Here is a 26,246-nt window from a genome sequence, read left to right as displayed (position 1 = left end):
AGGGGCGGGCTGTGAAGGAAGGCGGCAGGGCGGCAGCCCCTCCTGCCGTCATTCCGGCGCAGGCCGGAATCCAGTGCCGGTAGCGCCGGTTTTTTCGCGACGGGCAACGAGCAAGGCTTATGGCGACAATCGAGCCATGTCGCTGCTGGATGACTCGCTACGCTCGCCCTTCGGGGCCGCCCTACGGGCGTTCTGCGCGCTGCGCGCTTGTCCGGCCTGCGCCGGAATGACGGCGTTGAAGGGCGAGGCGGTGTAGCCACCTCACCCCTGGTGCAGGCCAAACTCCACGCGGGTCGTCTTGCCCTTGTCGTCGATGCCCTTGGTATCCAGTACGGGCGATTTCAGCGATACACGCTTGTCGTCCAGCTTGCCCTTCAGCCACGCCTGCACGGCGGCGGCGCGGCGCTGGGCGAGGTCGCGCATGGCGGATTCGTCGACCGCGACATTGGTTTCCATCAAGCTGCGCATCTCGTCGGGATCGAGCGACTTCTTGAGGCCGATGAAGTTCTTCGGCTTGCCCTTGAAATCGTCGTCCTTGTAGGCGCGCCTGAGGTACTTCTCGTACTCGTCCGGCGTGACGTTGACCGCGGCGAGCGCGGCATCGGAGGTGTCGGCGTTCTTGCCGTCCTGGTCCAGCGCCTTCTGGCGGCGCACCATGGTGTCCACCGTGACCTTGCGCAGGCCGTCCTGGTCCTTCGACGGATCGACGCGGCCGGTGACGTCGAGATTCAGCGAGGTCTTCTGGTTGAGCATGGCCACGACCTTGCCCAGGCGATCCTGCGCATTCTTGTCGAGCACGGCGGAACCCGCATCGAACTCGACATAGCCAAGATCCTCGTGGTTGCCGCCGGCAAAGGCGGCGCCGAGCAGCCGGAACGGCGCCGTGACCGCCTTGGCGATCAGGTTGCCGATGGCGCGCCAGATAAGGCCGCCCATGCTGAACTGCGGATCGTCCAGCGAGCCGGACACGGGCACGTTGACGTCGATGTTGCCTTCGGTGTCCTTCAGCAGCGCCACCGCCAGCTTCACCGGAAGATGCTGGATGCCCGGGCTTTCGTCGCGGTCGCCGAAGGTCAGCTGGGTGATGAAGATGTGGTTGTCCGCATTGAGCTTGCGCTGGTCCAGCATGTAATGGACGTCCATCGTCAGCTTGCCGCCGGTGATGGGATAGCCCGTGTACTTGGTGGAATACGCGCTCAGGCCGGTCAGCTCCACTTCGTTCGCCTTGCCCTTGATGTCGAGGAAGGCCACGGGCTGCAGCGGATTGATGGTGCCGTCGATATCGATGGGCGAGTTGTCATTCAGCGCGGCCTGCACCGACAGGTCCGCCGGCGGATCGCCCGGCGTGGTGCCAAAGGCGCCGATCTTGCCGGTGACCTTGGTCATGTTGGCCGTGTAGTTGGGCTTGATGAAGTTGTCGGTGTAGTTGAGCTGGCCGTTGATCAGCGTGATGCCGCCGATGCGGATGTCAGCGGCCGGTGCCGCGGGTGCGGAAGAAGAGGGCGCCGGCGCCGCGGCAGCGGTTTGCGCTTTTGCCGTCGAGGCGGCGGCCGGAGCCGGTGCGGAGGGCGGTGCCTTCGCGGGAGGCGCTGGGGCCGGCTTGGCGCCGGCGACGGGCTGCTCGTTCTCGCCGCGCGTCACCGACACCGGCGCCGCTTCGGGGTTCGCCACCACCTCGGACAAGTTCAGCGTGCCGTTCGAGTTGACGATCATGCGCGCGTAGAACGAACTGAGCGCGAGGCTGGCCACGTGCATGCGCGGAGCGCCGACGCCGTAGGAGACATCGAGCTGGTTGCCGCTCAGCGTGCGCCAGCGCAGGAAGTCATCGCCCGTGAGCTTGTCCTGGATGCGCACCTGCTCCAGCGCGGCGTTGCCCTTGTAGGTCATCTTGGGCTCGGCGCCGCGCCCGTCGTAATGCAGCTTGCCGTTGCTGGTGATGCGCGCGCTGGAGATGGTCACGTTCAGCGGCACGCTGATGTACGGCTGGAAGCTGGAGATATCCAGGCGCTTCGTGTCGAGCTGGATGTCGGCGAGCGTCGGCATCGGCTGGACCTTGCCGCTGGCCGTGAAGCTGCCCTTGTCGATGGTGCCCGACAATTTCATGTCGCGCGGCTCGTTGAGCTTGTCGCTCAGGTTGTCCATGCCGCCGCTGAGCGCGCTGATCTTGATCTTGACGGGCTTGTCGCTGCCGGCCGCCAGGTCGGTGAAGGCGACGGCGGCGTTGTCGAACACCAGGTGAGCAATGCTCCAGTGCCATGGCGTGCTGTTGGCCTCGGCTTTCTTCGCCGGTGCTCCCTTGGCGGCGAACAGGTCGACGAGACTGATGTACTTGTTGCTGTTGCGCTGCACGTCCAGGCCCAGGCCCGTCGCCTTGACGGTGCCGAGCTGTGCCTGTTGCGAGGCCAGGTCGATCTGGGTGACCTCCGCCTCCAGCACCTTCCAGGCTACCGGCGAATCGTGGCCCTTGTACTGCGGCTCCATCGCGAAGTCGGTGACGGTGGCGTGGGCATCGGACAAGTGAACGTTGAAGGGCGTGCCCCAATCGACCTGCAACTGACCGCTGGCATCCAGCTTGCCGTTGGTCAGGCGCGCAGCCAGGCCCTGGTAGGTGGCTGCCTGCAGCGGTGCCATGTCGACCCGCTTGAGGTTGAGCGCGGCAACGAACTTGCTCTTGGCGAGATCCACCGTGCCTTTCATGGAAAGCTCGCCGCCAAAGAACTGCGCCGTCACATCCAGTTTCGCTGCCGGGGCGGCCTGCATGCTCAAGCCCTGGATGCCGCCGTGCAGGTTGCCGAGATCGATCTTGCCGGTGGCATTGGCGTAGTGGATGCCGCTGTTGGCGAGCGTCATCGCGGCGATGCGCAGATCCATCGGCCGGGTCTTCGCATCGGTGGCCGGTTTCGCGGGCGCCGCCGTCAACGTATCGAAATTGCTGCGTCCGTCCGCGGTGGCGGTGTAATAGAGCTGTGCCTGTTCGAGCGCGAGTGCGCCGATCACATAGCGCGATTGCAGCGGCTGCACATCGGACAGGTCGACGGTACCCCTGCCAAGGCCCAGGATCGCCTGGCCGTCGCTGCTGTTGAGCGCGAAGTCGTCCAGTTGCAGCTTGCCGGTGAGCTGCAGTTGGGGCTCGGGCTTGGCCTGCACGAAATGCAGGGTGAGGTCGCCGCTCAGCAGGCCCTTCGGGATCGCGACGGGCAGCGTCGTCGGCGCATAGCCGATGTAGCGCGCGAGATCGAGCCGGTCGAGCCGGAAATCGATGGTCGATTCGCGATTGTCCGCGAAGGGCTTGGTGTGGCCATCCATGCGCAACGGGCTGCCATCCACCTTCATCGACAGCAGGGGCTGCACGAAGATGTCGGTGTCGCTGGGCAGGTTGGCGATGAAGGGGATGCCCAGCTCGAGGTTCTCGACGTGATGGCTGGTTTTCAGCGCCTCGTCCTGGAACTGGATGTCGCCGTTGTGCACGCTGATGTTGGACAGCGCGAAGCGCGTGGGCGGCGCATTCGGGTCCGACGGCGTCGCATTGAAGCGATCGATGATGTCGCTGAAATTGAAGCGCTGGTCGCCCGTGCGCGCGATATGGATGCGCGGACGCCGCAGGGAGAGTTCGTCCAGCACCGGCTTCAGGCGGAACAGCGAACCCCACGAGGCGTTGATCACCGCCTGGTCGATGTCGACGAAGGGCGATTTGCCGTCGCCGTCGGCGATATGCAGCTGGTCCAACTGCAGGCGCAACGTATAGGGATTCAGGTGCACGGCGCCCAGGGTGACCTGGCGCTGCAGCGCGACGCTGGCGCGCTTCTCGATCTGGCTGCGGATGATGTACGGCGCGGCGAGGAAGCCGAGCAATCCGAACACCACGATCGCGATGACAGCGATCAGGCTCCACTTGCGGACGCGGTGCGAATGGTAAACGGCGAGGGCGCGGTCGCGTCCTGCGGCCAGACGGGGATTGCCGAACAGCTCAGCCATGCCGACGATGCTCCAAGGTCATCGCGAGCCGACCATGCCAGGCCACGTCGACCTGGCAACGTCCCAATCCCGGTCATGCTGTCGGCGCGCCCTAGGCGGGAAGTGTACTAGGGCGGCCGAGTCTGAAGCATCGGTTTTTCCGCCGGATGCACCGGCGGGATGTTCGATTATGTGATGGTTTCGTGGAAGCTCAGCTCCAGGAGCACACGACCTTGCCGCACTTGCCCGCATCCATCAGGTCGAAACCTTTCTGGAAGTCGTCGATGTGGATCTGGTGCGTGAGCACCTTCTGCAGCGGGAAACCCGTCAGCACCATCTGGGTCATCTTGTACCAGGTCTCGTACATGCGACGGCCGTAGATGCCCTGCAGGGTGAGGCCCTTGAAGATCACCTTGTCCCAGTCGATGCCCGCGCCGCGCGGCATGATGCCGAGCATGGCGATCTTGCCGCCGTGGTACATGCATTCGAGCATGTCGTTGAAGGCGCGCGGGTTGCCGCTCATTTCCAGGCCCACGTCGAAGCCCTCCATGTGCAGGTCTTTCATCACGTCCTTCAGCGACTGGTTGGCCACGTTCACGACGCGGGTGGCGCCCATGTCCGCCGCCAGCTTGAGGCGGTAGTCGTTGATGTCCGTGACCACGACGTTGCGTGCGCCCACGTGCTTGGCGATGCCGGCGGCGATGATGCCGATCGGGCCCGCGCCGGTGATCAGCACGTCCTCGCCGATCATGTCAAATTCCAGCGCGCAGTGCGCGGCGTTGCCATAAGGATCGAAGAAGGCGGCCAGCTCGGACGGAATCTGGTCGGGGATCGGCCACAAGTTCGAGGCCGGCATGGTCATGTATTCAGCGAACGCGCCGTTGCGGTTCACGCCGATACCCACGGTGTTCGGGCACAGGTGCTGGCGACCGGCGCGACAGTTGCGGCAGTGGCCGCACACGATGTGGCCTTCGGCCGAGACGCGGTCGCCGACCTTGTAGCCGGTGACGCCCGGGCCGATTTCCACGATGCGGCCGACGAACTCGTGGCCGATGGTCAGGCCGGGCTTGATGGTGCGCTGGGACCAGTCGTCCCACTTGTAGATGTGCAGGTCGGTGCCGCAGATCGCGGTCTTTTCCATCTTGATCAGCACCTCGTTGGGGCCGACCTCGGGGACGGGCACTTCTTCCATCCAGATGCCCTGTTCGGGCTTGCGCTTGACCAGGGCTTTCATCGTCTGAGGCATGGGATTTCCGTGGGGAAGGACGGGAAAACCGACATTATAGAAGGCCACCGGGTTGCCGGCTTCATGCACTGCAACGTTGTGGTGCCGGGCCCATGCTTTAAGGCAACATCGGCTCAGTATCGTCCTCGCCATGACGCTTTCCAGGCATCACCCCATTCTTTGATTTTCAACCGGTTGGGGCCAGCCCGGTCTGTACGCATCCATTCGGTCCGTCGTCTCCGCGGCCAGCCAGGCTGCCGGCGCCGACGCCCCTGTGGCCTGCGAACAGACAGGGCTGGTGACAGCGACGATACTGAGTCAATGTTGCCTTACTGTCGCAAGACTGTGCGTCACTGAACGGAGCGGGCGAATGCGTTTGAGCACGATGGGGAGTCCGGTTTTGGCGAGGCGGAAGCTGGGAGGGTGGCCGGTCGCGGCTACACTGGCATGGGTCGCGGGCCTGGCGCTGTCGCCGGCCTGGGCGGCGCCGGAGCAGGGCTCCAGGGCGCCCCTGCAATTCCGCATCACCGAAGGAAACATCGAGAACGCGTTTTTCCAGGACGGCAGCGTCGCCGCCCATCTGCTGCTCAGCTCCGGCGAGAAGCCGCGCGTGCTGGTGGCCTTCCCGGCCGGCAACAGCGGGGCGGGCCTGTGGTTCGAGCCGACCGACAAGCCGGTGCACTGGTCCCTGGGCCAGGTGACGGGCCAGCGTCGCACCGTCGATGGCCATGCCTGGAACGGCATCGCCGCCGATGCCAGCGTCACCGCGGACCGGCTGGTGCTGAAGGATGCCGTGCTGGGCAGCATCCGCATGCTGCGCGATTACCAGCAAGGCCAGGGCTACGCCGCCCAGCTCGCGGCCACACCGAAGGTAGCCGCCACGCCGCAGCTCACCGAGCGCTCGGTCAGTTGGCAGCGCGAGCGACTGGATGGCGCACCGGGCTATGCCATCGCGCTGAGCACGGACAACGGCCGCTTCACCCGCGAGGACGGGCACCTCGTGCTGCGTCCGCAGCGCGCGGGCGAGGCGATGCGCCTGCACATCGAAGCCAGCACCGGCGAAACCCCGCTGACCCCGTTCACCCACCTGCTCAACGACCATGCGCAGCCGGATGAACGCAGCCGCGAGGCCTTGCAGTTCCTCAGCTACCGCGAGAAGTTCCTTGCCGGCTCGTGGCGCTTCGACACCTATTTCGGGCGCGACACGATGATGTCGCTGCGCCTGCTGATGCCAGTGCTGCAGCCCGCGGCGGTCGATGCCGGCATCGCCTCGGTGCTGGCGCGCCTCTCGCCCGACGGACAGGTCGCGCACGAGGAAGGCATCGGCGAGTTCGCGGTGATGCAGCACCTCAAGGAAGACGGCAAACCCTCGGCAGAGCCGATCTACGACTACGTCATGGTCGACAGCAATGTCATGCTCCCGCCGGTGGCGGCGGCTTGGCTGCTGGATGACCCGCGTGGCCGCCATGGCGCACGCGCCTTTCTCGCCGGCAAGCTGGGAGCGGGGCGGCAGGGTGATGCGCTGGTGCGCAACCTGTTGTTCGTCGCCAACAGCAGCGAGGCGTTCGCGCGCCAGCCGGTGTATTCCAACCTGATCGCGCTCAAGCCCAACGCCAAGGTGGGCCAGTGGCGCGACAGCAACGAGGGCATCGGCCGCGGCCGTTATCCCTATGACGTCAACGCCGTCTGGATGCCGTCCGCGTTGCGTGCGATCGGTCAGTTCCTCGATGCCGGACTGCTGGACGACTACACCACGCCCGTGCAGCGCGAGCGCCTGCGCGCGGCGGCGACCAGCGCCGATGCATGGGAGCGCCATGCCAGCGCGCTGTTTGCCGTGCGCGTTTCGAACGAACGTGCCAGCGAGCAGGTTCGCGACTACGCCAGGCAGATCGGTGTGTCGGACGCCGCTGCGCTGAAAGCGGTGGATGCCTCTCCCGTCGAGTTCCCCGCGATCGCGCTGGACGCGCAGGGCAAGCCGATCCCGGTGCTGAACTCCGACGAGGGTTTCCAGCTGCTGTTCGGCAAGCCGGATGCGGCGGTGCTGGATCGCAATGTCGGCAACCTGATGCGGCCATTCCCGGCCGGCCTGATGACGGACGTGGGCATGCTGGTCGCCAATCCCGCCTACGCCGATCACGACGTGTGGTCGCGTTTTGGCAACAACGCCTACCACGGCACCGTGGTCTGGGCCTGGCAGCAGGCGATCATGGCCGCGGGCCTGAAGCGCCAGCTGGCCCGCAGCGATCTGCCGGCGACGACGCGCCAGCATCTTGAAGCGGCCCAGGCGGGGCTTTGGCATGCAATCTGTGCGGCGCAGGCGGTGCGTACCTCCGAGTTGTGGTCGTGGTCCTACGCCAATGGCCAGTACCGCATCCAGCCGTTCGGCGCGGAAGGCGCGCACGAGGACGAATCCAACGCCGCGCAACTGTGGAGCACGGTGTTCCTGGCGCTGCCGGCGCCCGCGGGGCTGTCCTGCCGTTGATCGATGTCGACGCCCGCGGCTCATGGCGGGCGTCGGTTTGCCACGGCCAGCGACGGTCCTTCCTCGCTCGCGGTGTGCAATGCAGCGTTACCCGCGCGGGTGATTCGTTCTATGGTCGCAAGTTATTGCGAATCGCCCGAGGAACAGGCATGCGTTTGAGAAAGATGGGGTGGGTCATGGCCATGGTGCTTGCCACGACGGCACACGCTGATGAAGGCATGTGGATGCCGTCGCAGTTGCCCGGCATCGGCAAGCAGCTGCGTGCCGCGGGCTTCCAGGGCAATCCCGCCGATCTCGCCGATCTCACCAAGGCGCCCTTGAGTGCAGTGGTGAAGGTGGGTGGCGCCACCGGTTCCTTCGTCAGCAGCGACGGCCTGGTGCTGACGAACCACCACGTGGCGTTCGGCGTCATCCAGTACAACAGCAACGCCCAGCGTGATCTCATCCAGAACGGTTTCGTCTCGCACGACCGCTCGGAGGAACTGCCGGCCAATCCGGATTTCCGCCTGCGCGTCACCACCGGTTTCGACAAGGTCACCGACAAGGTGCTCGGCGCGGCCAAGGGCAAGACAGGGCGTTCGTACTACGACGCCGTCGATGCCGCGAGCAAGGCGCTGGTGACCGAATGCGAGCGCGAGCCCGGCGTGCGCTGCAGCGTGGTCAACATGTTCTATGGCCGCGATTTCTACCTGGTGAAGCAGTTGGAACTGCGCGACGTTCGCCTGGTGTACGCGCCGCCGCGCGCGATCGGCAACTATGGCGACGAGGTGGACAACTTCGTGTGGCCACGCCACTCCGGCGACTTCACCATCCTGCGCGCCTACGTGGGGCCGGACGGCAAGCCCGCGGACTACGCCAAGGGCAACGTGCCCTATCACCCGCCGGCGCATCTGCAGATCGCGTCGCAGGGCGTGCGCGAGGGCGACTTCGTGATGCTGGCGGGTTACCCGGGCGTGACTTATCGACATCGCACGGCTGCCGAGTTCGCCGATCAGGTGCAATGGCGCCTGCCGGCCACGGTGGATGTACTGCGCCAGTTGCAGGACGTGATCGAGGAGGTCGGTCACACCGACCGCCAGGCGACCATCCGCTATGCCTCGCAGCTGCAATCGCTGAAAAACAGCATCAAGCGTTTCAGCGGCGAGCTGGATGGCCTCAAGCGCAGCAACGCCGTCGCCATCCGCCGCAAGGACGAGGACGTGATGATGGCCTGGTTGGCGACGCAACCCGCGGCGGCCACGCTGCGGCCGCAGATCGACGAAGTAGCGCAGCTGATCGCCGCCGGCAATGCCACGCGCGAGCGTGACCTGCTGGTCGCCGTGATGCAGGCGCAGACGCAGCTGATGCGTTCGGCGCTGACCCTGCAGCGCCTCGCCCATGAGCGCGCCAAGCCGGATGCGCAACGCGAAACCGGCTACCAGCAGCGCGACGAGGATCTCACCGCCGGCATGCTGCGCCAGGTGCAGCGCCGTTACGATCCGAAGGTGGAGAAGCAACTGCTGGCGTCGCTGCTGGCGCGCTATCAGAAGCTGCCCGAGGCCCAGCGACTGGCCGAGTTCGATGCCGCCTTCGGGCGCACGCCGGCCGAACTGATGGCCGCGTTGGACAAGATCTACGCCGCCACCCGCCTCGGCGACGAGGCGCAGCGCCTGCACTGGCTGAAGGCCGGGCCGGCGGAGCTGGCCACGTCGGACGACGCCCTGCTGGTGCTGGCCGCGAGGTTGCAGCCGGCCTTGCTGCGCATGGAAGAAGAACGCAAGGCGCGCGAGGGTGACCTGCTGCGCCTGCGGCCGGCGTACATGGATGCGCTGATCGCGTACCGCGAGAAGCAGGGGCGCGCGGTCTATCCCGACGCCAACTCCACGTTGCGCGTGAGCTACGGCAAGGTCACGCCGCTGGAAGCGCGCGATGCGGTGATCTATCACCCGCTGACCACGACGGCGGGCATCGTGGAGAAGAACACCGGCGTGGAACCGTTCGACGCGCCCAAGCCACTGCTCGATGCGATCGCGCGCGGCGACTATGCCGGCTACGCCGACGCCAGGACCGGCGCCATGCCGGTGGATTTCCTCAGCAACCTCGACACCACCGGAGGCAACTCCGGTTCGCCGGTGCTCAACGCCAAGGGCGAACTGGTCGGCCTCAACTTCGACAGCAACTGGGAGGCGGTGAGCGCCAGCTGGATGTTCGACCCACGCTACAAGCGCGCCATCCACGTGGACCTGCGCTACATGCGCTGGCTGATGGACAAGGTGTACCCGGCGCCGCAGTTGTTGAAGGAACTCGGCGTGCCGGCCCACGCCGCGCCCTGATCCTTGGCTCGGCTGGCATGCCCCGGCGGCTGCCAGCACGGCACCGTCGTCTCCCGGGCGTGCACCATCCGGTTCACACCGGTTTCATTGCACTGGGCGTGGAGTAAGTGTTCATTCGCTCCGGGAGGAGGGCGTCATGGACATGCATGAAGAGGCTTGTTGCGCAGGCGTCCATCCGGGTCGGCGCACCGTGCTCAAGTCGGCCCTGGGGTTGGCCGCGTTGGGGGCAATGGGCGTCACGCCGTTGCTGCTGCCCCGGCTCGCCGAGGCCGCCGCGTTGACCAAGGCACAACGCGATGCGATGACACCCGACCAGGTGGTCGCCTTGCTCAAGCAGGGCAATGAGCGCTTTCGCGCCGGCAAGCTCGACACCCACGATTATCTCGCGCAGAAACGCGCCAGCGCGTCCGGGCAATATCCTGCGGCGGTCATCCTCAGCTGCATCGACTCGCGCGCGCCCGCCGAGATCATCTGCGATGCCGGCATCGGCGATACCTTCAACGCGCGCGTGGCCGGCAACATCGCCAACGATGACCTGCTGGGCAGCATGGAATTCGCCTGCGCCGTGGCGGGCGCCAAGCTGGTGCTGGTCATGGGGCACACGTCGTGCGGGGCCATCAAGGGCGCCATCGATGGCGCGAAGCTCGGCAACCTCACCGGCCTGCTGGAGAAGATCAAGCCGGCCGTGGAAGCGACCCGGTTCGACGGCGAGCGCAGCAGCAAGAATGACGCCTTTGTCGATGCGGTGGCCGCGACCAACGTGCAGCACACCATCGAGGAGATCCGCCGTCGCAGCGACGTGCTCGCTGGCCTGGAGAAGGACGGCAAGATCAAGCTCGTCGGCTCGATGTATCAGCTGGCGGGTGGCAAGGTGGAGTTCTATTCCTGAGCGGCGTTGGCCTGTGAGCGCGCTGGCGCGGCACCGTACAATGGCTGGATGCCGATCGATCAGCGCCCGCTCGCCGTGTTCCTGATGGGCCCGACCGCGTCGGGCAAGACGGCGCTTGCCTGCGCCTTGAGCGAACGCTTTCCGGTGGAGCTGGTGAGCGTCGATTCGGCGCTGGTGTATCGCGGCATGGATATCGGCACGGCCAAGCCGGATGCGGCGATGCTGGCGGCGTACCCGCATCGCCTGATCGATATCCGCGATCCTGCCGAGCCGTACTCGGCGGCTGATTTTCGCGGCGACGCCATGGCGGCCATGCGGGACATCACGGCCAGGGGCAGGGTGCCCTTGCTGGTCGGCGGTACCGGGCTCTATTTTCGCGCGCTGCAGCAGGGGCTGTCGCGATTGCCGGAGGCTGACGCGTCCATCCGCGAACGCCTTGCCGCGGAGGCCGCTGAAGCGGGATGGCCGACCTTGCACGCCCGATTGCAAAGCCTCGACGCGGCGGCGGCCGCGCGCATCGGGCCCCATGACGCCCAGCGCATCCAGCGCGCGCTGGAGGTGATCGAGCTCACCGGCAGGCCTTTGTCCGAGCAGCAGCAGGGCGGCAGCGGCGAGCGGTTCCCGTGGCGGGTGCTGAAGCTGGCGCTGTTGCCGGCTGATCGTGCGCCGCTGCACGCGCGCATCGCCGACCGCTTCGACGCCATGCTTGCCGACGGCTTCCTCGACGAAGTGCGGGCGCTTCGCGAACGCAAGGACCTGCATGCCGACCTGCCGGCCATCCGCGCCGTCGGCTACCGCCAGGCGTGGGAGCATCTGGACGGCCAAACGAGCGCGAGCGAGTTTCGCGACAAAGGCATCTTCGCCACGCGCCAGCTCGCCAAGCGGCAGATCACCTGGTTGCGCGGCGAGCTCGACGCCCGCGTGCTCGACCCGGACAAACCCGGCCTGCAGGCGCGCGCCGTGGATGCCCTGGCGCTGTTTCTCTGAGACGCCGGACACATCTTGCGGCGTGTTTTCTAAACGTCTTCTTCACACATCCAATCGACTCACTTCCGGTCTTTCATCAACGATTTAAAAGTGGTTAATATTCCTCAGTCTTGGGCCGGGACGCGGCGTGCGTCTTTTTCTCCGGCCCGTCCGTTTTGCGAGGGGAGAACAAGAAATGTCCAAAGGGCAATCACTGCAAGATCCGTTTCTGAACGCACTGCGCCGGGAGCGCGTCCCGGTGGCGATCTACCTGGTCAACGGCATCAAGCTGCAGGGGACCATCGAATCCTTCGACCAGTTCGTCGTGCTGCTGCGCAACCAGGTCAGCCAGATGGTCTACAAGCACGCGATCTCCACCGTGGTGCCGAGCCGCAACGTGCGCGTCGGCAATGGCCACGAGGGTCACGAAGCCGCCACGGCCACGGCCGATACCGAAGGTTGATTCGGCGGACCTGTCGACCCATGTGAGTGAGAGGGCACCCGGCCGGACCCGCAGTGGGATCTGGCGGTGCGCCGACATACACTTCCATTCCTGCCTGGCGCCGTGGGCCTAGCCCGCGGCGTTGCGCCTTCCCACAGGTCCGTCCCTATCCGTGTTTGATCGTCAAAAGAAAGGCGAGCGCGCCCTCCTGGTCCTCCCGCATTCGCGCGGGGAAGGGGATGCAGTGCGGCGTGCCGAAGAATTCGCCGAGCTCACCAAATCCGCGGGTGCCGACATCCTCGGCACCATCAGCGCGCGCGTCGACGTGCCCAATCCGCGTTATTACATCGGCACCGGCAAGGCCGACGAGATCGCGGAGGCGGCGCGTGCGCTCGAGGCCGACCTGGTGCTGGTCGACCATCTCCTCACGCCGGTGCAGGAGCGCAACCTCGAGAAGCTGCTCAACATCCGCGTGGTCGATCGCGCGGGCCTGATCCTGGACATCTTCGCCCAGCGCGCCCGGTCGCACGAAGGCAAGCTGGAAGTGGAGCTGGCCCAGCTCAAGCACCTGGCCACGCGCCTGGTGCGTGGCTGGACCCACCTGGACGCCCAGCGCGGCGGTGCCATCGGCAACCGCGGTCCCGGCGAAACCCAGCTGGAAACCGACCGCCGATTGCTTGCCGAGCGGGTGAAGATGCTCACCAAGCGCCTGGAGAAGGTGCAGACCCAGCGCGTGCAGCAGCGTCGTGCGCGCCTGCGCAACACGGTGCCGCGCGTGGCGCTGGTGGGCTACACCAATGCCGGCAAGTCCACCCTGTTCAATGTGCTGACCGAGGGCGAGGTGTTCGCCGCCAACCTGCTGTTCGCCACGCTGGACCCCACCGTGCGCAAGCTCGACGGGTTGTCCTGCGGGCCGGCGGTGCTGGCCGATACGGTGGGTTTCGTGCGCGAGCTGCCGCACGACCTGGTCGCCGCCTTCCGCGGCACCCTCGCCGAGGCGCGCGATGCCGACCTGTTGCTGCACGTGAGCGACGCCGCCGACGAGGAGCGCGAGCGCCTGGCCAAGGTGGTCGACAGCGTGCTGGAGGAAATCGACGCGGGCGACCTGCCGCAGCTTCGCGTGATGAACAAGATCGACCTCGCCGGCCTCGAGCCGCGCATCGACCGCGACGCGGAAGGCCGACCCACCACCGTATGGCTGTCGGCTGCCACCGGCGCGGGCGTGGACCTGCTGAAGCAGGCGCTGGGCGAACTGCTGGGCGGCGACCGCGTGCAGTCGGAACTACGCCTGCCGCACTCCGCCGGTCGCCTGCATGCCCGCCTCAAGGCGGCGGGTGCCATCGCCGGCGAAGAAGTGGACGAGCAGGGCTGGCGCCTGAGCATCGACGCCCCGCGCAGCGTGATCGCCCCGCTCAGCGGTGGCAGCGCCGCCGAGGCCGCCCTGTTGCGCGACATCCTGGGCAGCGTGGAAGAGCAGGAATCCCTGTAATCCGGTCGCCACCGGCAACGGGGAGGAATCCCCGCCCGGCTCTGGTAGAATGGTCGGTGTTTGTGCGGCCATCCGGGCCCGGGCGGCACACTTGTCACGACAAGCACCCGAGACCATGCCAAAACCCGTTCAACGCGTTTCCCGGCCAATGCAGCCGGCCTCCCAGCGGCCTCAAGGAGACTGACCATGGCCTGGAACGAACCCGGCAACGGGCAACGTGATCCCTGGGGCAAGAATCGACCGACCGGCAACAAGCCGGGGCTGGACGACATCCTCAAGCAGCTTCGCGACCGCTTCGGCAAGCTCGGCGGCGGCGCCGGCGGCATCTTCGTCATCCTGCTGGCCTTCGTCATCGTGTGGGTGGTGATGAGCAGCTACACCATCGTCGATGCCCGCCAGGCTGGCGTGGTGCTGCGCTTTGGCAAGTACTCGCGCACGCTGCAGCCGGGCTTCCACCTGAAGTTCCCGCGGCCGCTGGAAACCGTGACCAAGGTCGGCACCACCGAGATCCGCTCGGTGTCGGACAAGGTGCGCATGCTCACCAGCGACGAGAACATCATCTCGGTCGACTTCAACGTGCAGTACCAAGTGTCCGACGCCCGCAAATACCTGTTCTCGCTGAGCGGCCCGCCGGAGGACACGCTGCGCCAGGCGGCCGAGGCTGCCGTGCGCACGGTGGTCGGCGCCAACATCATGGACAACGTCCTCACCAGCCAGGGCAACGAGCAGGGCACGGCCGCCATGCCGGCCACCGCCAGCACGGCGGCGACGGTCGCCGCGCCCGTGGTGCCTGCGACGCCGGCGGCCGCGGTGCGCGACACGCTGCAGCAGCAGACCCGCGAAATCCTGCAGGCTACGTTGAACGAATACGACGCAGGCCTGCTGGTTACTGACGTGAGCTTCCAGAACGTGGCGCCGCCGCAGGAAGTGAAGGACGCCTTCGACGACGTCAACGCCGCCCGCGAAGACAAGCAGGGTACCGAGAACAACGCCCGCGCCTATGCGAGCCAGGTGGTACCGGTGGCGCGCGGCGACGCTGCGCGCATCCTGGCCGAGGCGCAGGGATACAACGCGCAGCGCGTGGCAGTCGCCACGGGTGACGCGGCCCGCTTCAACCTGATCCTCAAGGAATACAAGGGCGCGCCCGAGGTGACCCGGCGCCGTCTGTGGCTGGAAACGGTCGAGGACGTGATGTCCAACAATCCCAAGGTGCTGGACGGTTCCGGCGGCCGCAACATGATCTACCTGCCGCTCGACCGCGCCACCGGCAAGGACGTGCCGGGCGTGGGCGCGGTGATGCAGTCCGCAGCCAGCGATGCGATGGCCGGCAAGGAGAAGCAGCCATGAAGTTCGCCTCCGCCATCGTCGCCGTGCTGCTCGTGCTGCTCGGCTTCAACAGCCTGTTCGTGGTGCACGAGGGCCAGACTGCCCTGGTACTGCAGTTCGGCCGCATCGTGCGCACCGGCGACACGCCGGGCCTGCACGTGAAGATGCCGTTCGTGCAGCAGGTGATGACCTTCGACAACCGCATCCTCACCCTGGAAGCGCAGCCGGAGCGCTACTTCACCTCCGAGAAGAAGAGCGTCAACGTCGACTTCTACGTGAAGTGGCGCATCGCCGACAACGCCGCCTATTACCGCGCCACCGCCGGCGACGAGCTGCAGGCCGCCAACCGCCTCACGCCGATCGTGAAGGACGCGCTGCGCTTCGAGTTCAACGGCCGCACCCTGCAGGAGCTGGTCTCGGCCGGCCGCAAGGACGTCACCGAGCGCGTGCGCAAGCAGACCGATATCGCCGCCCGCAAGAACCTCGGCATCGCCGTGGTCGACGTGCGCATCAAGCGCATCGACCTGCCGGACGAAGTGAGCGAGTCGGTATACAAGCGCATGCGCGCCGAACGCGCCCAGCTCGCCAACGAGCTGCGCTACACCGGCCAGCAGGCGGCCGAGACGATCAAGGCCGACGCCGATCGCCAGGCCCAGATCATCAAGGCCGAAGCCGAGCGCGATGCCGCGAAGGTGCGTGGCGAAGGCGACGCCCAGGCCGCCGCCATCTATGCACAGGCCTACGGGCAGGATCCGGAGTTCTTCGCGTTTTATCGAAGCCTGGCGGCGTACCGTAAGTCGTTCCAGGACGGCAAGGGCGTGCTGGTGCTCAAGCCTGACTCGGAGTTCCTGAGGTACTTCAACGACGGCGCATCGTCCAGGCACTGAGTGGTGGAAGGCGATGTCGCGTGAACTGCTGGCCGCGCTGTGTCTCGTGCTGGTGATCGAAGGGCTGGTGCTGTTTGCCGCGCCGCGCGGCTGGCAGGCCACGATGCGCGAGGCGGTGAAGCTGAATCCGCGCACGCTGCGCGTGTTCGGCGCGGTGGCGGTCGGCATTGGACTGGTCGCGTTGCAGTTGGTGCATTGAGTTGATGCGGCGGATGGGCCGTTCAAAACCATCGTGAACATGCAGGGCGTGGCGGTTGCGGCAAGTCGCTTGCCGACGGAAAGCCAGGCTGCGGAACGAATGCGCCCGTCAGGGCACCGACCTTTTCAAATTGACGAGAGCAACATCATGGGCAAGTCAGTAGTCATCCTCGGCGCGCAATGGGGCGACGAAGGCAAGGGCAAGATCGTCGACCTGCTGACCGAGCAGGTCAGGGCCGTGGCGCGTTTCCAGGGCGGCCACAACGCCGGCCACACGCTGGTGATCAAGGGCAAGAAGACCGTCCTGCACCTGATTCCCTCCGGCATCCTGCGCGATGACGCACTGTGCCTGATCGGCAACGGCGTGGTGCTGTCGCCGCAGGCGCTCAAGCAGGAGATCGAAGAGCTGGAGGCGCAGGGCGTGGAAGTGCGCTCGCGCCTGAAGATCAGCCCGGCCACGCCGCTGATCATGCCGTACCACATTGCCGTGGATAAGGCGCGCGAAGCCGCCGCCGGCAAGTCGGCGATCGGCACCACCGGCCGCGGCATCGGCCCGGCGTACGAAGACAAGGTGGCCCGCCGCAGCGTGCGCGTCGCCGACCTGATGTACCCGCATGAGCTGCCGGAGAAGATCAAGGCGGCCGTGGAGTACCACAACTTCATCCTGACCCAGTGGCTGAAGGCCGAGCCGGTCGACTTCCAGCAGGTTCTGGATGACGCGCTGGCCTATGGCGAGTTCATCCGCCCGATGGTCGACGACGTCGCCACCATCCTGCACGACGTGCGCAAGGAAGGCGGTCATATCCTGTACGAAGGCGCGCAGGGCGCGCTGCTCGACATCGACCACGGCACCTATCCGTACGTGACCTCGTCCAACACCACCGTCGGTGGTGCGCTGGCCGGCACCGGCGTGGGCGCGGGCGACATCGACTACGTGCTGGGCATCTGCAAGGCCTATGCGACGCGCGTGGGTGGCGGTCCGTTCCCCACCGAGCTCAACGACGAGATGGGCGAGCGCCTGCGCAAGGTCGGCAACGAGTTCGGCGCCAGCACTGGCCGTCCGCGTCGTTGCGGCTGGATCGACCTCGTCGCGCTCAAGCGCGCCGTGCAGATCAACGGCATCAACGGCCTGGCCATCACCAAGCTCGACGTGCTCGACGGCCTGCCGAGCATCAAGGTCTGCATCGCCTACGAATACCGCGGCAAGCGCCGCGAGCTGGCACCGCTGGACGCCGACGGCTGGGCCGAGTGCAAGCCGGTGTACCTGGAGTTCCCGGGCTGGGAAGAATCCACCGCGGGCATCCGCGAGTGGGACAAGCTGCCGCCCGCCGCCCGCGCCTACCTGCGCGCGGTGGAAGAGCTCTCCGGCTGCAAGCTCTCGCTCGTCGCCACCGGCGCCGACCGCGAGGACACCATCGTGCTGGACGATCCGTTCGCCTGATCGAGCGACCTCACGTGCAGAACCCAAAAAGCCCCGCATGGCGGGGCTTTTTGTTGCGCCACGCACACGCCCTTCCTTGTAGGAGCGCACCCTGTGCGCGACCGCGGAATCACGGCGTCATCGCTCCGTAGGCTTTTCGCGCACTGGGTGCGCTCCTACAGCACAGGGCGCGGTCCTGCAGAAAGGGCGTGGTGCGGTGCCCACCATGACGCGCGTTGGAGGAGCTCTCCGGCCACAAGCTCTCGCTCGTCGCCACCGGCGCCGGCCGCGAGGACACCATCGTGACGTGCAGGCCCCCTTTGTAGGAGCGCACCCAGTGCGCGACCGCGGAGTCACGGCGTTATCGCTCCGTAGGCTTTTCGCGCACTGGGTGCGATCCTACAGCACAGGGCGCGGTCCTGCAGAAAGGGCGTGGCGCGGTGCCCACCGTGATGCGCGGTGGAGGAGCTCTCCGGCCGCAAGATCTCGCTCGTCGTCACCGGCGCCGGCCGCGAGGACACCATCGTGACGTGCAGGCCCCCTTTGTAGGAGCGCACCCAGTGCGCGACCGCGGAGTCACGGCGTCATCGCTCCGTAGGCTTTTCGCGCACTGGGTGCGCTCCTACAGAAAGGACGCGGTGCCGGCCCACCATGACTTCCGGCCATGTCGGCTGGCGCCCGCATGCGCGACGATCGACCTGTTTTGCACCATTTCAGGGCCGCCCGCTTGGCCCACCAACGAGGGGATACAACATGCGTACTCGCCTGGTTTCCGCCATTGCGCTTGCATTGGCCGGCGTGACTTTCACCGGTGCTGCCCTGGCCGCCGATGCCGCGCCGATGGCGCAGACCACCACCCAGTTGCCGCGCGCCGTGCGTCCTTCGCACTACGCGGTGTCGATCACGCCGCATGCATCCACGCTGAGCTTCGACGGCAAGGTGACGGTGGACGTGGAAGTGCTCGAGCCCACCAACAGCATCACGCTCAACGCCATCGACATGAGCTTCGGCAAGGTGGAGCTCACGGCGGGCAAGGGCGCCTCCGCGCTGGTGCCGAAGGTGGGCACGGACAACGATGCGCAGACCGCCACTTTCACCTTCGACAAGCCGGTCGCCAAGGGCAAGTACCAGCTGTCGATGAGCTACACCGGCAAGATCGGCACGCAGGCCAACGGCCTGTTCGCCATCGACTACGACACCAAGGCTGGCAAGAAGCGCGCGCTGTACACGCAGTTCGAGAATTCCGATGCGCGCCGCTTCATCCCGTCGTGGGACGAACCGAACTACAAGGCCACGTTCGATCTCGACGTGACCGTGCCGTCCCATGACATGGCGGTGAGCAACATGCCGGTGGCGTCGAAGACCGACGCCGGCAACGGCCTCTCGCACATCACGTTCAAGACCTCGCCGAAGATGTCGACCTACCTGCTGTTCTTCGGCATCGGCGAGTTCGATCGCATCACCACGACCTCCGAAGGCGTGGAAATCGGCGTGGTGACGCAGAAGGGCCTGAGCTCGCAGGGCGCCTTCACGCTGGAATCGGGCAAGGCGGTGCTGAAGGAGTACAACGACTATTTCGGCGTGCCGTATCCGTTGCCCAAGCTCGACAACGTTGCCTCGCCGGGCAGCAGCCAGTTCTTCTCGGCGATGGAAAACTGGGGCGCGATCTACACCTTCGAATACGCGCTGCTGCTCGATCCGTCCTTCTCCACGCTGCAGGACAAGCAGAACGTGTTCGGCACGGCCGCGCACGAAATGGCGCACCAGTGGTTCGGCGACCTGGTGACCATGCGCTGGTGGGACGACCTGTGGCTCAACGAAGGCTTTGCCTCGTGGATGGCCTCGCGCACCACCGATCGCCTGCATCCGGAGTGGAACACCAAGCTCGATGCGGTCGGCATCCGCGAAGGCGCGATGTCGCGCGACGCCGTGGTGACCACGCATCCGGTCGTGCAGCGCATCGATACGGTGGAACAGGCCAGCCAGGCCTTCGACTCGATCACCTATTCCAAGGGCGAGTCGGTGATCCGCATGCTGGAAAACTACGTGGGTGCCGACAGCTGGCGCACCGGCGTGCGCAACTACATCAAGGCCCACGCCTACGGCAACACGGTGTCCGACGACTTGTGGCACGCCATGGATGCGGTCGTGCCGGGCAAGCAGGTCACCACCATCGCCCATGAATTCACCTTGCAGCCGGGCATTCCGCTCATTCGCGTGGAAGCCGGCGCGTGCGCAAACAATACGGTGACGCTCAAGCTCACCCAGGGCGAGTTCACCAAGGATCGCCCGGACAAGAAGCCGTTGCGCTGGCACGTGCCGGTGACCGCGCAGAGCATCGGCGGCCAGCCGGTGCGCACGCTGGTCGATGGCGAAGCCACGCTGGCCGTGCCCGGTTGCGGTCCGGTGCTGGTGAATGCGGGGCAGAGCGGTTACTACCGCACGCTGTACGCGCCGGCGCAGGTCGCGGCGATCAAGGGCAGCTTCGCCAAGCTCGAGCCGATCGACCAACTCGGCGTGATGAGCGACACCTGGGCGCTGAGCATGGCCGGCCTGCAACCCGTGGCGGATTTCCTGGATATGGCCCAGGCCACGCCGATCGATGCCGATCCGCAGATCTGGGACGAAGTGGCCGGCAGTTTCTCCGCGCTCAACGACTACTATCGCAGCGACGCCAAACGCCAGGCGACGTTCCGCGCGTACGCCATCAAGCGCCTGTCGCCGGTGTTCGCGCGCGTGGGCTGGGAAGCCAGGCCGAACGAGAGCGTGCCGACCACGATCCTGCGCAGCCACCTGATCAATACGCTGTCCAGCCTGGGCGACAGCGCGACCATCGGCGAGGCACGTCGCCGCTACGCGGCGCAGGCCACCGACCCGAAGGCCGTGCCCGCCGAGCTGCGCAAGACCATCCTGGCGATCGTGGCCACCCACGCCGACGCGGCCACCTGGGACAAGATGCATGCCGCCGCCAAGGCCGAGACGACGCCGCTGGTGAAGGACCGCCTGTACGCGCAGCTGGCGTCGGTGGAAGACGAAGCGCTTGCCAGGCGTGCCCTCGATCTCGCGCTGACCGACGAGCCCGGCGCCACCAACAGCGCCGGCATGATCCGCATCGTGTCGCGCCTGCATCCGGAGCTGGCCTTCGATTTCGCCATGGCGCACCGCGAGCAGGTCGACAAGGTGGTCGATGGCAGCTCGCGTAGCCGCTACTACCCCGCGCTCGGCACCAGTGCGTTCGACCAGGCCATGATCGACAAGATCAACGCCTACGCCACCCAGTACCTGGCGCCAAGCTCGCGTCGCGATGCCGAGACCGCCGTGGCCAACATCAAGTACCGCATGATGGTGCGCAATGAACGCCTGCCGTCGGTGGATGCCTGGCTGGCGAAGAACGGCGGCTGACCGAAAGCGGTCTTCAGCATGTGGTAAACAGAGGGCCCGGTTTGACGGGGCCCTCTCTTTTTGGATGTCCCCCTGGATCGATGGCGTTTATCTTCCCAGGTCGCTGAGGAAGCGCTTGGTGAACTGCAGGTTCGTGCTGGAGGGTACCGAGTTGCAGGTGGGCGAGGCCGTGCTCTGGTTGCACGGGTTGTCGCGATCGAGCGACCAGAAGTGCAGGCCGGCGAGGCCGTTGCTCACGGCGTAGCTGGTGATGGCGTCGGCGTTGGCCACCGAGAAGTTCTCGTTGGATACGTCGTTGACGCCGATCATCGGCGTCAACTCGATCTTGCTGGCCGGGATGCCATAGGTGTGCTGCAGGTTGGTCACCGCCTGGATGGCCGACTGGCCCATGTCGCACACGCCGCCCGACACCACGCATACGCCGGCGCTCGGTCCGCCGAAATCCATCACCATCAGGTTGATGGTGTAGTTGGTCAGCGATGAGGCCTTGATCGCCTTCACCACCATGTCGCCCAGGCTGTTCACGCCGCCATAGCTACCGTCCGACGCACCCAGCGTGGCGAGCGTGAAGGAGAAACGCAGGTTGGGGTACAGCGACTGGCCATACACGGCGGCGGCCACGAGGTTGTTGATGCCCTGTTGCGACTGGCCACCCTCGATGTCGAAATCCACGCCCACCATCTGCGGCGACATGTAGCGCGAGAGGAAGGTGGCGAAGTTCGCCGTGCTGCCGCAGGTGAACGTGCCCGCCTGGCCACCGGTGGATACCACGTAGGGCAGGCCGGCATTGGAGAGCGCGCTGATGTTGGCGCTGGCGAAACTGGCGCCCGGTACGCCGCCCCAGTTCTCGCTGCCGCATTCGCCAGTGGCGAAGGCGAGGGTGATGGCGCTGAGGTTGGTGACGTAGTTCGACTTCAGGCTGCCGCTGCCGACGACCGGAATCGCCGAGCCCGTGGCCGTCGCCGTCTGCATCACGTTGGTGTTCCAGTTGAGATTGATCGTGATGTCCTTGTAGGGACTGAACAGCAGGTTGGCGCCCGTGCCCGGCGGGTTGGTCGTGCCGCCACCGCCTGTGCCGCCGCCTCCCGTACCACCGCCACCCGTGCCGCCTCCGCTGCCGCCGCCGGTGCACGAGCCTTGGGATGTCCACGGCTGTGCGGAGCCGGTGGGGCCATTGTTCGTCGCGGGATCATTGCCCTGGGTCCACCAGTTGGCGACGTAGTTGATGCCGTTTTCGCTGGCGACCTGGCCCCCGGTATAGACCTGGCTTGAAACCCACGCGGCCGCACACGTTCCGCCCGAGCCCGTGCCGCCACCGCCACCCGTACCGCCGCCTGAGCCACCACAAGCTCCTTGCGAGGTCCACGGCTGGCCCGAGCCGCTGCCGCCGTTGTTGGTGGCCGGGTCATTGCCCTGGGTCCACCAGTTGGCGACGTAATTGCTGCCGTTCTCGCTGACCACGGCGCCACCGTTGTAGGCGGTGCTGGCGCTCCACGCGGCCGCGCAGGCGGGCGTGCTCTGGGCCTGCGCCGTCTGCACGGGCGCCATCGTCATCAGGCTCATGGCCATCACGCCGCCGGCGGTGCTGCCGAGCGCATGGAGGGCCGTGCGAAACCACATCACCGATTGCTTTACACGCATAGGGTTTCTCCTTGGGTGAAAAGTGCAATGCCAGGATGAAGCTGTTGCGGCGACTGGCCGTGTCCCGCCGGCCAACCGGGTCCGATCGTTCCGATGTCCATACCGGCCTGGCGTGCGCCATGGCTGGAGCGATGTCGTCTTGTGTCCCCGGAATGACAACGTTGTCCTCAATGACTCCACGGAACTGTGACGGGTGCCGTGAAATTGAGCGAAGCAGTAGGGGCTCATGGACGTCTGGTTATGTCCCGCGGCGCAGCAGGATTCTGTTGCTTTGCAGCGATTTTCTCAGTGATTGACTAATAAATTGCCGCGCGGTCGGTGCTGCGTCGCGATCAGAGGTGCGGACTACCGAAACGATCCGTTTTCCTCGCCGTGACAACGTTGTCTGCATTGGCTCTCCTGTAGGAGCGCACCCAGTGCGCGAAAAGCCTGCGGAGCGGTGGCGCGGTACCTCTGCGGTCGCGCACTGGGTGCGCTCCTACAGCTGAGGGAGGGCGCCATCACCGGCCACAAAAAAAGGGCTCCGCGAACGGAGCCCTTTTTGGTTACTGCGATGTGCGATGCGTTACGCGACGTTCGGCTCGCTGAAGGCCTCGATCTCGCCCTTGAACGCTTCCACCGGCACGCAGCTGCAGAACACGTTCTTGTCGCCGTAGACGTTGTCCACGCGGGCCACCGGCGACCAGTACTTCTGGAACTTCAGGCTGGGCAGCGGGAAGGCGGCCAGCTCGCGGGTGTAGGCGTGCGTCCATTCCGAAGCCGACACCATCACCGCGGTATGCGGCGCGTGCTTGAGCGGGTTGTCTTCGCGGTCGAGCTTGCCGCTTTCGATGGCGCGGATCTCGTCGCGGATCTGGATCATCGCGTCGATGAAGCGATCCAGTTCGTACTGCGATTCGCTCTCGGTCGGCTCGACCATCAGCGTGCCAGACACCGGGAAGCTCAGCGTCGGTGCATGGAAGCCGAAGTCGATGAGGCGCTTGGCCACGTCTTCCGCACCGATGCCGGTGGCGTCCTTGAGCGGGCGCAGGTCGAGGATGCACTCATGCGCCACCAGGCCGTTGCGGCCGGTGTAGAGCGTCTCGTAGTGCGGCGCCAGGCGCTTGGCGATGTAGTTGGCGTTGAGCAGGGCCACCTGGGTGGCGCGGCGCAGGCCGGCGGCGCCCATCATGGTGATGTACATCCAGCTGATCGGCAGGATGCTGGCGCTGCCGAAGCTGGCGGCGGAGACCATGCCTACGCTGCCTTCGGCGCCGTAGGTCCTGGGCAGGAACGGGGCGAGGTGCGACTTCACCGCGCAGGGGCCCACGCCCGGGCCGCCACCACCGTGCGGGATACAGAAGGTCTTGTGCAGGTTGAGGTGCGAGACGTCCGAGCCCCACTTGCCGGGCTTGGCCACGCCGACCAGCGCGTTCATGTTGGCGCCGTCGGTGTACACCTGGCCGCCGTGCTCATGCACGATCTCGCAGATCTTGACGATGTCTTCCTCGAACACGCCATGCGTGGACGGGTAGGTGATCATCAACGCGGCGAGACGATCGCTGAACTTCTCGGCGGCGCGCTTGATGTCCTCGACATCGACGTTGCCGTTCGCGTCGCACTTGGTCACCACCACCTGCATGCCGGCCATCTGCGCGGACGCCGGGTTGGTACCGTGCGCCGACTCGGGGATCAGGCAGATGTCGCGATGGCCTTCGCCGCGCGAGCGGTGGTAGGCGCGGATCGCCAGCAGGCCGGCGTATTCGCCCTGCGCGCCGGAGTTCGGCTGCAGGCTCACCGCGTCGTAGCCGGTGCACTCCACCAGCATCGCTTCCAGCTCGTCGATCAGCTGCTTGTAGCCGGTGGCCTGCTCAGCCGGGGCCAGCGGATGGATGTTGGCGAACTCGGGCCATGTCACCGGTATCATCTCGGCGGTGGCGTTGAGCTTCATGGTGCAGCTGCCCAGCGGGATCATGGTGCGATCCATCGCCAGGTCCTTGTCGGCCAGCGAGCGCATGTAGCGCAGCAGCTCGTGCTCGCTGTGGTGCGTGTTGAAGGCCGGGTGGGTGAGGAACCTGGTCTTGCGCAGCAGATGACGGGGCAGCGCATCGTGCGTGTCGGCATCGAGCGCATCGATGTTTGCGATGGTGGCGCCGAACACGGAGGCCAACGCAACCACGTCGGCACGCGTGGTGGTCTCGTCAAGGCTGACGCCGACGCTGCTGGCGTCGATCGTGCGCAGGTTGATGCCGGCGGCGCGTGCCTTGGCATGCAGCGCGGCGGCGTCCACGCCGGTGACGTGCAGCGTGTCGAAGAAGTCGGCGCCAGCGGTCACGCCGGCCTGGCGCAGCGCCACGAACAGGATCGAGGCCAGGCGATGCACGCGGCGGGCAATGCGGGTGAGGCCTTCCGGGCCGTGGTACACGGCGTACATGCTGGCCATCACGGCCAGCAGCACCTGCGCGGTGCAGATGTTGGAGGTGGCCTTCTCGCGGCGGATGTGCTGCTCGCGCGTCTGCAGGGTGAGGCGGTAGGCCGGCTTGCCTTCGGCGTCGATGGACACGCCGATCAGGCGACCCGGCATCGAGCGCTTGTAGCTGTCGCGGCAGGCCATGAAGGCCGCGTGCGGGCCACCAAAGCCGAACGGCACGCCGAAGCGCTGGGTGTTGCCGACCACGATGTCGGCGCCCCATTCACCCGGCGCGGCGATCAGGGTGAGCGCGAGCAGGTCGGTGGCCACGCAGACCACGCCGTGGCGCGCATGCACCGCGTCGGCCAGGGCCTGGTAGTCGTTGATGCGACCAAAGGTGTCGGGGTACTGCAGCAGCACGCCGTAGCTGTCGACCGTGGCGGCTTCGCTGTCGTCGCCGATATGCAGGTCGATGCCGAGCGTTTCGGCGCGGGTCCTGATCACTTCCAGCGTCTGCGGATGCACGGCGCTGGACACGAAGAACACGTTGGACTTGGACTTGGCCGAGCGCTTGGCCAGGGTCATGGCTTCGGCGGCTGCGGTGCCTTCATCGAGCAGGGACGCGTTGGCGATTTCCATGCCGGTAAGGTCGGCGCACATGGTCTGGAAGTTGATCAGCGCTTCCATGCGGCCCTGCGAGATTTCCGCCTGGTACGGCGTATAGGCCGTGTACCACGCCGGGTTCTCCAGGATGTTGCGCAGGATGACGTTCGGCGTATGCGTGCCGTAGTAGCCCTGGCCGATGAAGCTCTTGAAGACCTGGTTCTTGTCGGCGATCGCGCGGATCTTGGCCAGCGCCTCCACCTCGGTGACCGGGGCGGGCAGGGCCAGCGGGGCCGGCGACTTGATCTTGCCCGGCACGATGGCATCGGTCATCGCTTCCAGCGAGTCGTAGCCGACCACGCCGAGCATGGTGGCGATTTCCGCGTCGTTGGGGCCGATGTGGCGCTCGATGAAGGCGTCGTGGTGCTCGAGGTCGCGCAGCGAAGGATGGGCGTTCTGACTCATTGGCAGGGGCTTCCGGAAATGACCGATGACGGCCGGACGTGCACGCCGCACGTGAAGCGCCCCTCTGTCCTTTTGCCTGAGAGTTTGGAAGCTTGCGCTTCGTGCCCCTTCGGCGCCGGATTCAACCGGTCTCTCCAGAGTGTTGGTGCGTGGTGA

15 protein-coding genes and 1 riboswitch are annotated in these 26,246 nt (G+C 66.3%); of the genes, 11 read left to right on the top strand and 4 right to left on the bottom strand.

Features of this window, described 5'->3' with window-relative positions; genetic code table 11:
- Positions 1 to 261 precede the first annotated feature (261 nt).
- Positions 262 to 3,975 carry a DUF748 domain-containing protein gene (locus tag JMF82_RS09050; RefSeq protein WP_201314202.1) on the bottom strand — a complete coding sequence of 1,238 codons (3,714 nt, stop codon included), beginning with the start codon at positions 3,973 to 3,975 and terminating at the stop codon, positions 262 to 264.
- 190 nt (positions 3,976 to 4,165) lie between these two features.
- A complete protein-coding gene (gene tdh, locus JMF82_RS09045) occupies positions 4,166 to 5,200 on the bottom strand; it encodes an L-threonine 3-dehydrogenase (protein WP_201314201.1) in 1,035 nt (344 codons plus the stop codon).
- 379 nt (positions 5,201 to 5,579) lie between these two features.
- Here tdh and JMF82_RS09040 point away from each other — a divergent pair, with 379 nt between their 5' ends.
- The 11 genes from JMF82_RS09040 (at position 5,580) to JMF82_RS08990 (ending at position 20,992) form a co-directional block, all read left to right on the top strand.
- Positions 5,580 to 7,661, top strand: a complete 2,082-nt coding sequence (locus tag JMF82_RS09040) for a hypothetical protein (protein WP_236585376.1) — start codon at positions 5,580 to 5,582, stop codon at positions 7,659 to 7,661.
- A gap of 176 nt (positions 7,662 to 7,837) precedes the next feature.
- Positions 7,838 to 9,973 (top strand): S46 family peptidase, encoded by a 2,136-nt coding sequence (locus tag JMF82_RS09035; RefSeq protein WP_236585375.1) that lies wholly within the window; start codon positions 7,838 to 7,840, stop codon positions 9,971 to 9,973.
- Between the two features lie 136 nt (positions 9,974 to 10,109).
- Entirely contained in the window at positions 10,110 to 10,862 is a 753-nt protein-coding gene (locus JMF82_RS09030; protein WP_201314198.1) for a carbonic anhydrase, read from the top strand.
- 48 nt (positions 10,863 to 10,910) lie between these two features.
- On the top strand, positions 10,911 to 11,849 hold the full coding sequence (gene miaA, locus JMF82_RS09025; protein ID WP_201314197.1) for a tRNA (adenosine(37)-N6)-dimethylallyltransferase MiaA: 939 nt from the start codon (positions 10,911 to 10,913) through the stop codon (positions 11,847 to 11,849).
- A gap of 175 nt (positions 11,850 to 12,024) precedes the next feature.
- A complete protein-coding gene (hfq, locus tag JMF82_RS09020) occupies positions 12,025 to 12,291 on the top strand; it encodes an RNA chaperone Hfq (protein ID WP_038619551.1) in 267 nt (88 codons plus the stop codon).
- A 151-nt stretch (positions 12,292 to 12,442) separates the two neighbouring features.
- Positions 12,443 to 13,759, top strand: a complete 1,317-nt coding sequence (gene hflX, locus JMF82_RS09015) for a ribosome rescue GTPase HflX (RefSeq protein ID WP_201314196.1) — start codon at positions 12,443 to 12,445, stop codon at positions 13,757 to 13,759.
- Between the two features lie 186 nt (positions 13,760 to 13,945).
- Positions 13,946 to 15,106 (top strand): FtsH protease activity modulator HflK, encoded by a 1,161-nt coding sequence (hflK, locus tag JMF82_RS09010; RefSeq protein WP_201314195.1) that lies wholly within the window; start codon positions 13,946 to 13,948, stop codon positions 15,104 to 15,106.
- Positions 15,103 to 15,972 (top strand): protease modulator HflC, encoded by an 870-nt coding sequence (gene hflC / locus JMF82_RS09005; RefSeq protein ID WP_201314194.1) that lies wholly within the window; start codon positions 15,103 to 15,105, stop codon positions 15,970 to 15,972. The genes hflK and hflC overlap by 4 nt, the downstream gene beginning before the upstream one ends.
- Before the next feature lie 13 nt (positions 15,973 to 15,985).
- A complete protein-coding gene (locus JMF82_RS09000; RefSeq protein ID WP_201314193.1) occupies positions 15,986 to 16,171 on the top strand; it encodes a DUF2065 domain-containing protein in 186 nt (61 codons plus the stop codon).
- A 147-nt stretch (positions 16,172 to 16,318) separates the two neighbouring features.
- On the top strand, positions 16,319 to 17,611 hold the full coding sequence (locus JMF82_RS08995; protein WP_201314192.1) for an adenylosuccinate synthase: 1,293 nt from the start codon (positions 16,319 to 16,321) through the stop codon (positions 17,609 to 17,611).
- A gap of 732 nt (positions 17,612 to 18,343) precedes the next feature.
- Positions 18,344 to 20,992, top strand: a complete 2,649-nt coding sequence (locus JMF82_RS08990) for a M1 family metallopeptidase (RefSeq protein WP_201314191.1) — start codon at positions 18,344 to 18,346, stop codon at positions 20,990 to 20,992.
- 87 nt (positions 20,993 to 21,079) lie between these two features.
- Here the strand turns inward: JMF82_RS08990 and JMF82_RS08985 are convergent, their stop codons facing one another.
- Positions 21,080 to 22,633, bottom strand: coding sequence for a carbohydrate-binding protein (locus JMF82_RS08985; RefSeq protein ID WP_201314190.1), 1,554 nt, complete (start codon positions 22,631 to 22,633; stop codon positions 21,080 to 21,082).
- Between the two features lie 565 nt (positions 22,634 to 23,198).
- Positions 23,199 to 26,090: an aminomethyl-transferring glycine dehydrogenase gene (gcvP, locus tag JMF82_RS08980; protein ID WP_201314189.1), complete on the bottom strand. Its 2,892-nt coding sequence runs from the start codon at positions 26,088 to 26,090 to the stop codon at positions 23,199 to 23,201.
- A gap of 54 nt (positions 26,091 to 26,144) precedes the next feature.
- Positions 26,145 to 26,238, bottom strand: a riboswitch (glycine riboswitch).
- Positions 26,239 to 26,246 lie beyond the last annotated feature (8 nt).

It is taken from the genome of Dyella sp. EPa41 (assembly GCF_016586165.1).
In the GTDB taxonomy this organism is placed as follows: Bacteria; Pseudomonadota; Gammaproteobacteria; order Xanthomonadales; family Rhodanobacteraceae; genus Dyella.
Note: the sequence above shows the minus strand (reverse complement) of the source record. Positions and strands in the feature narration are given on the sequence as shown.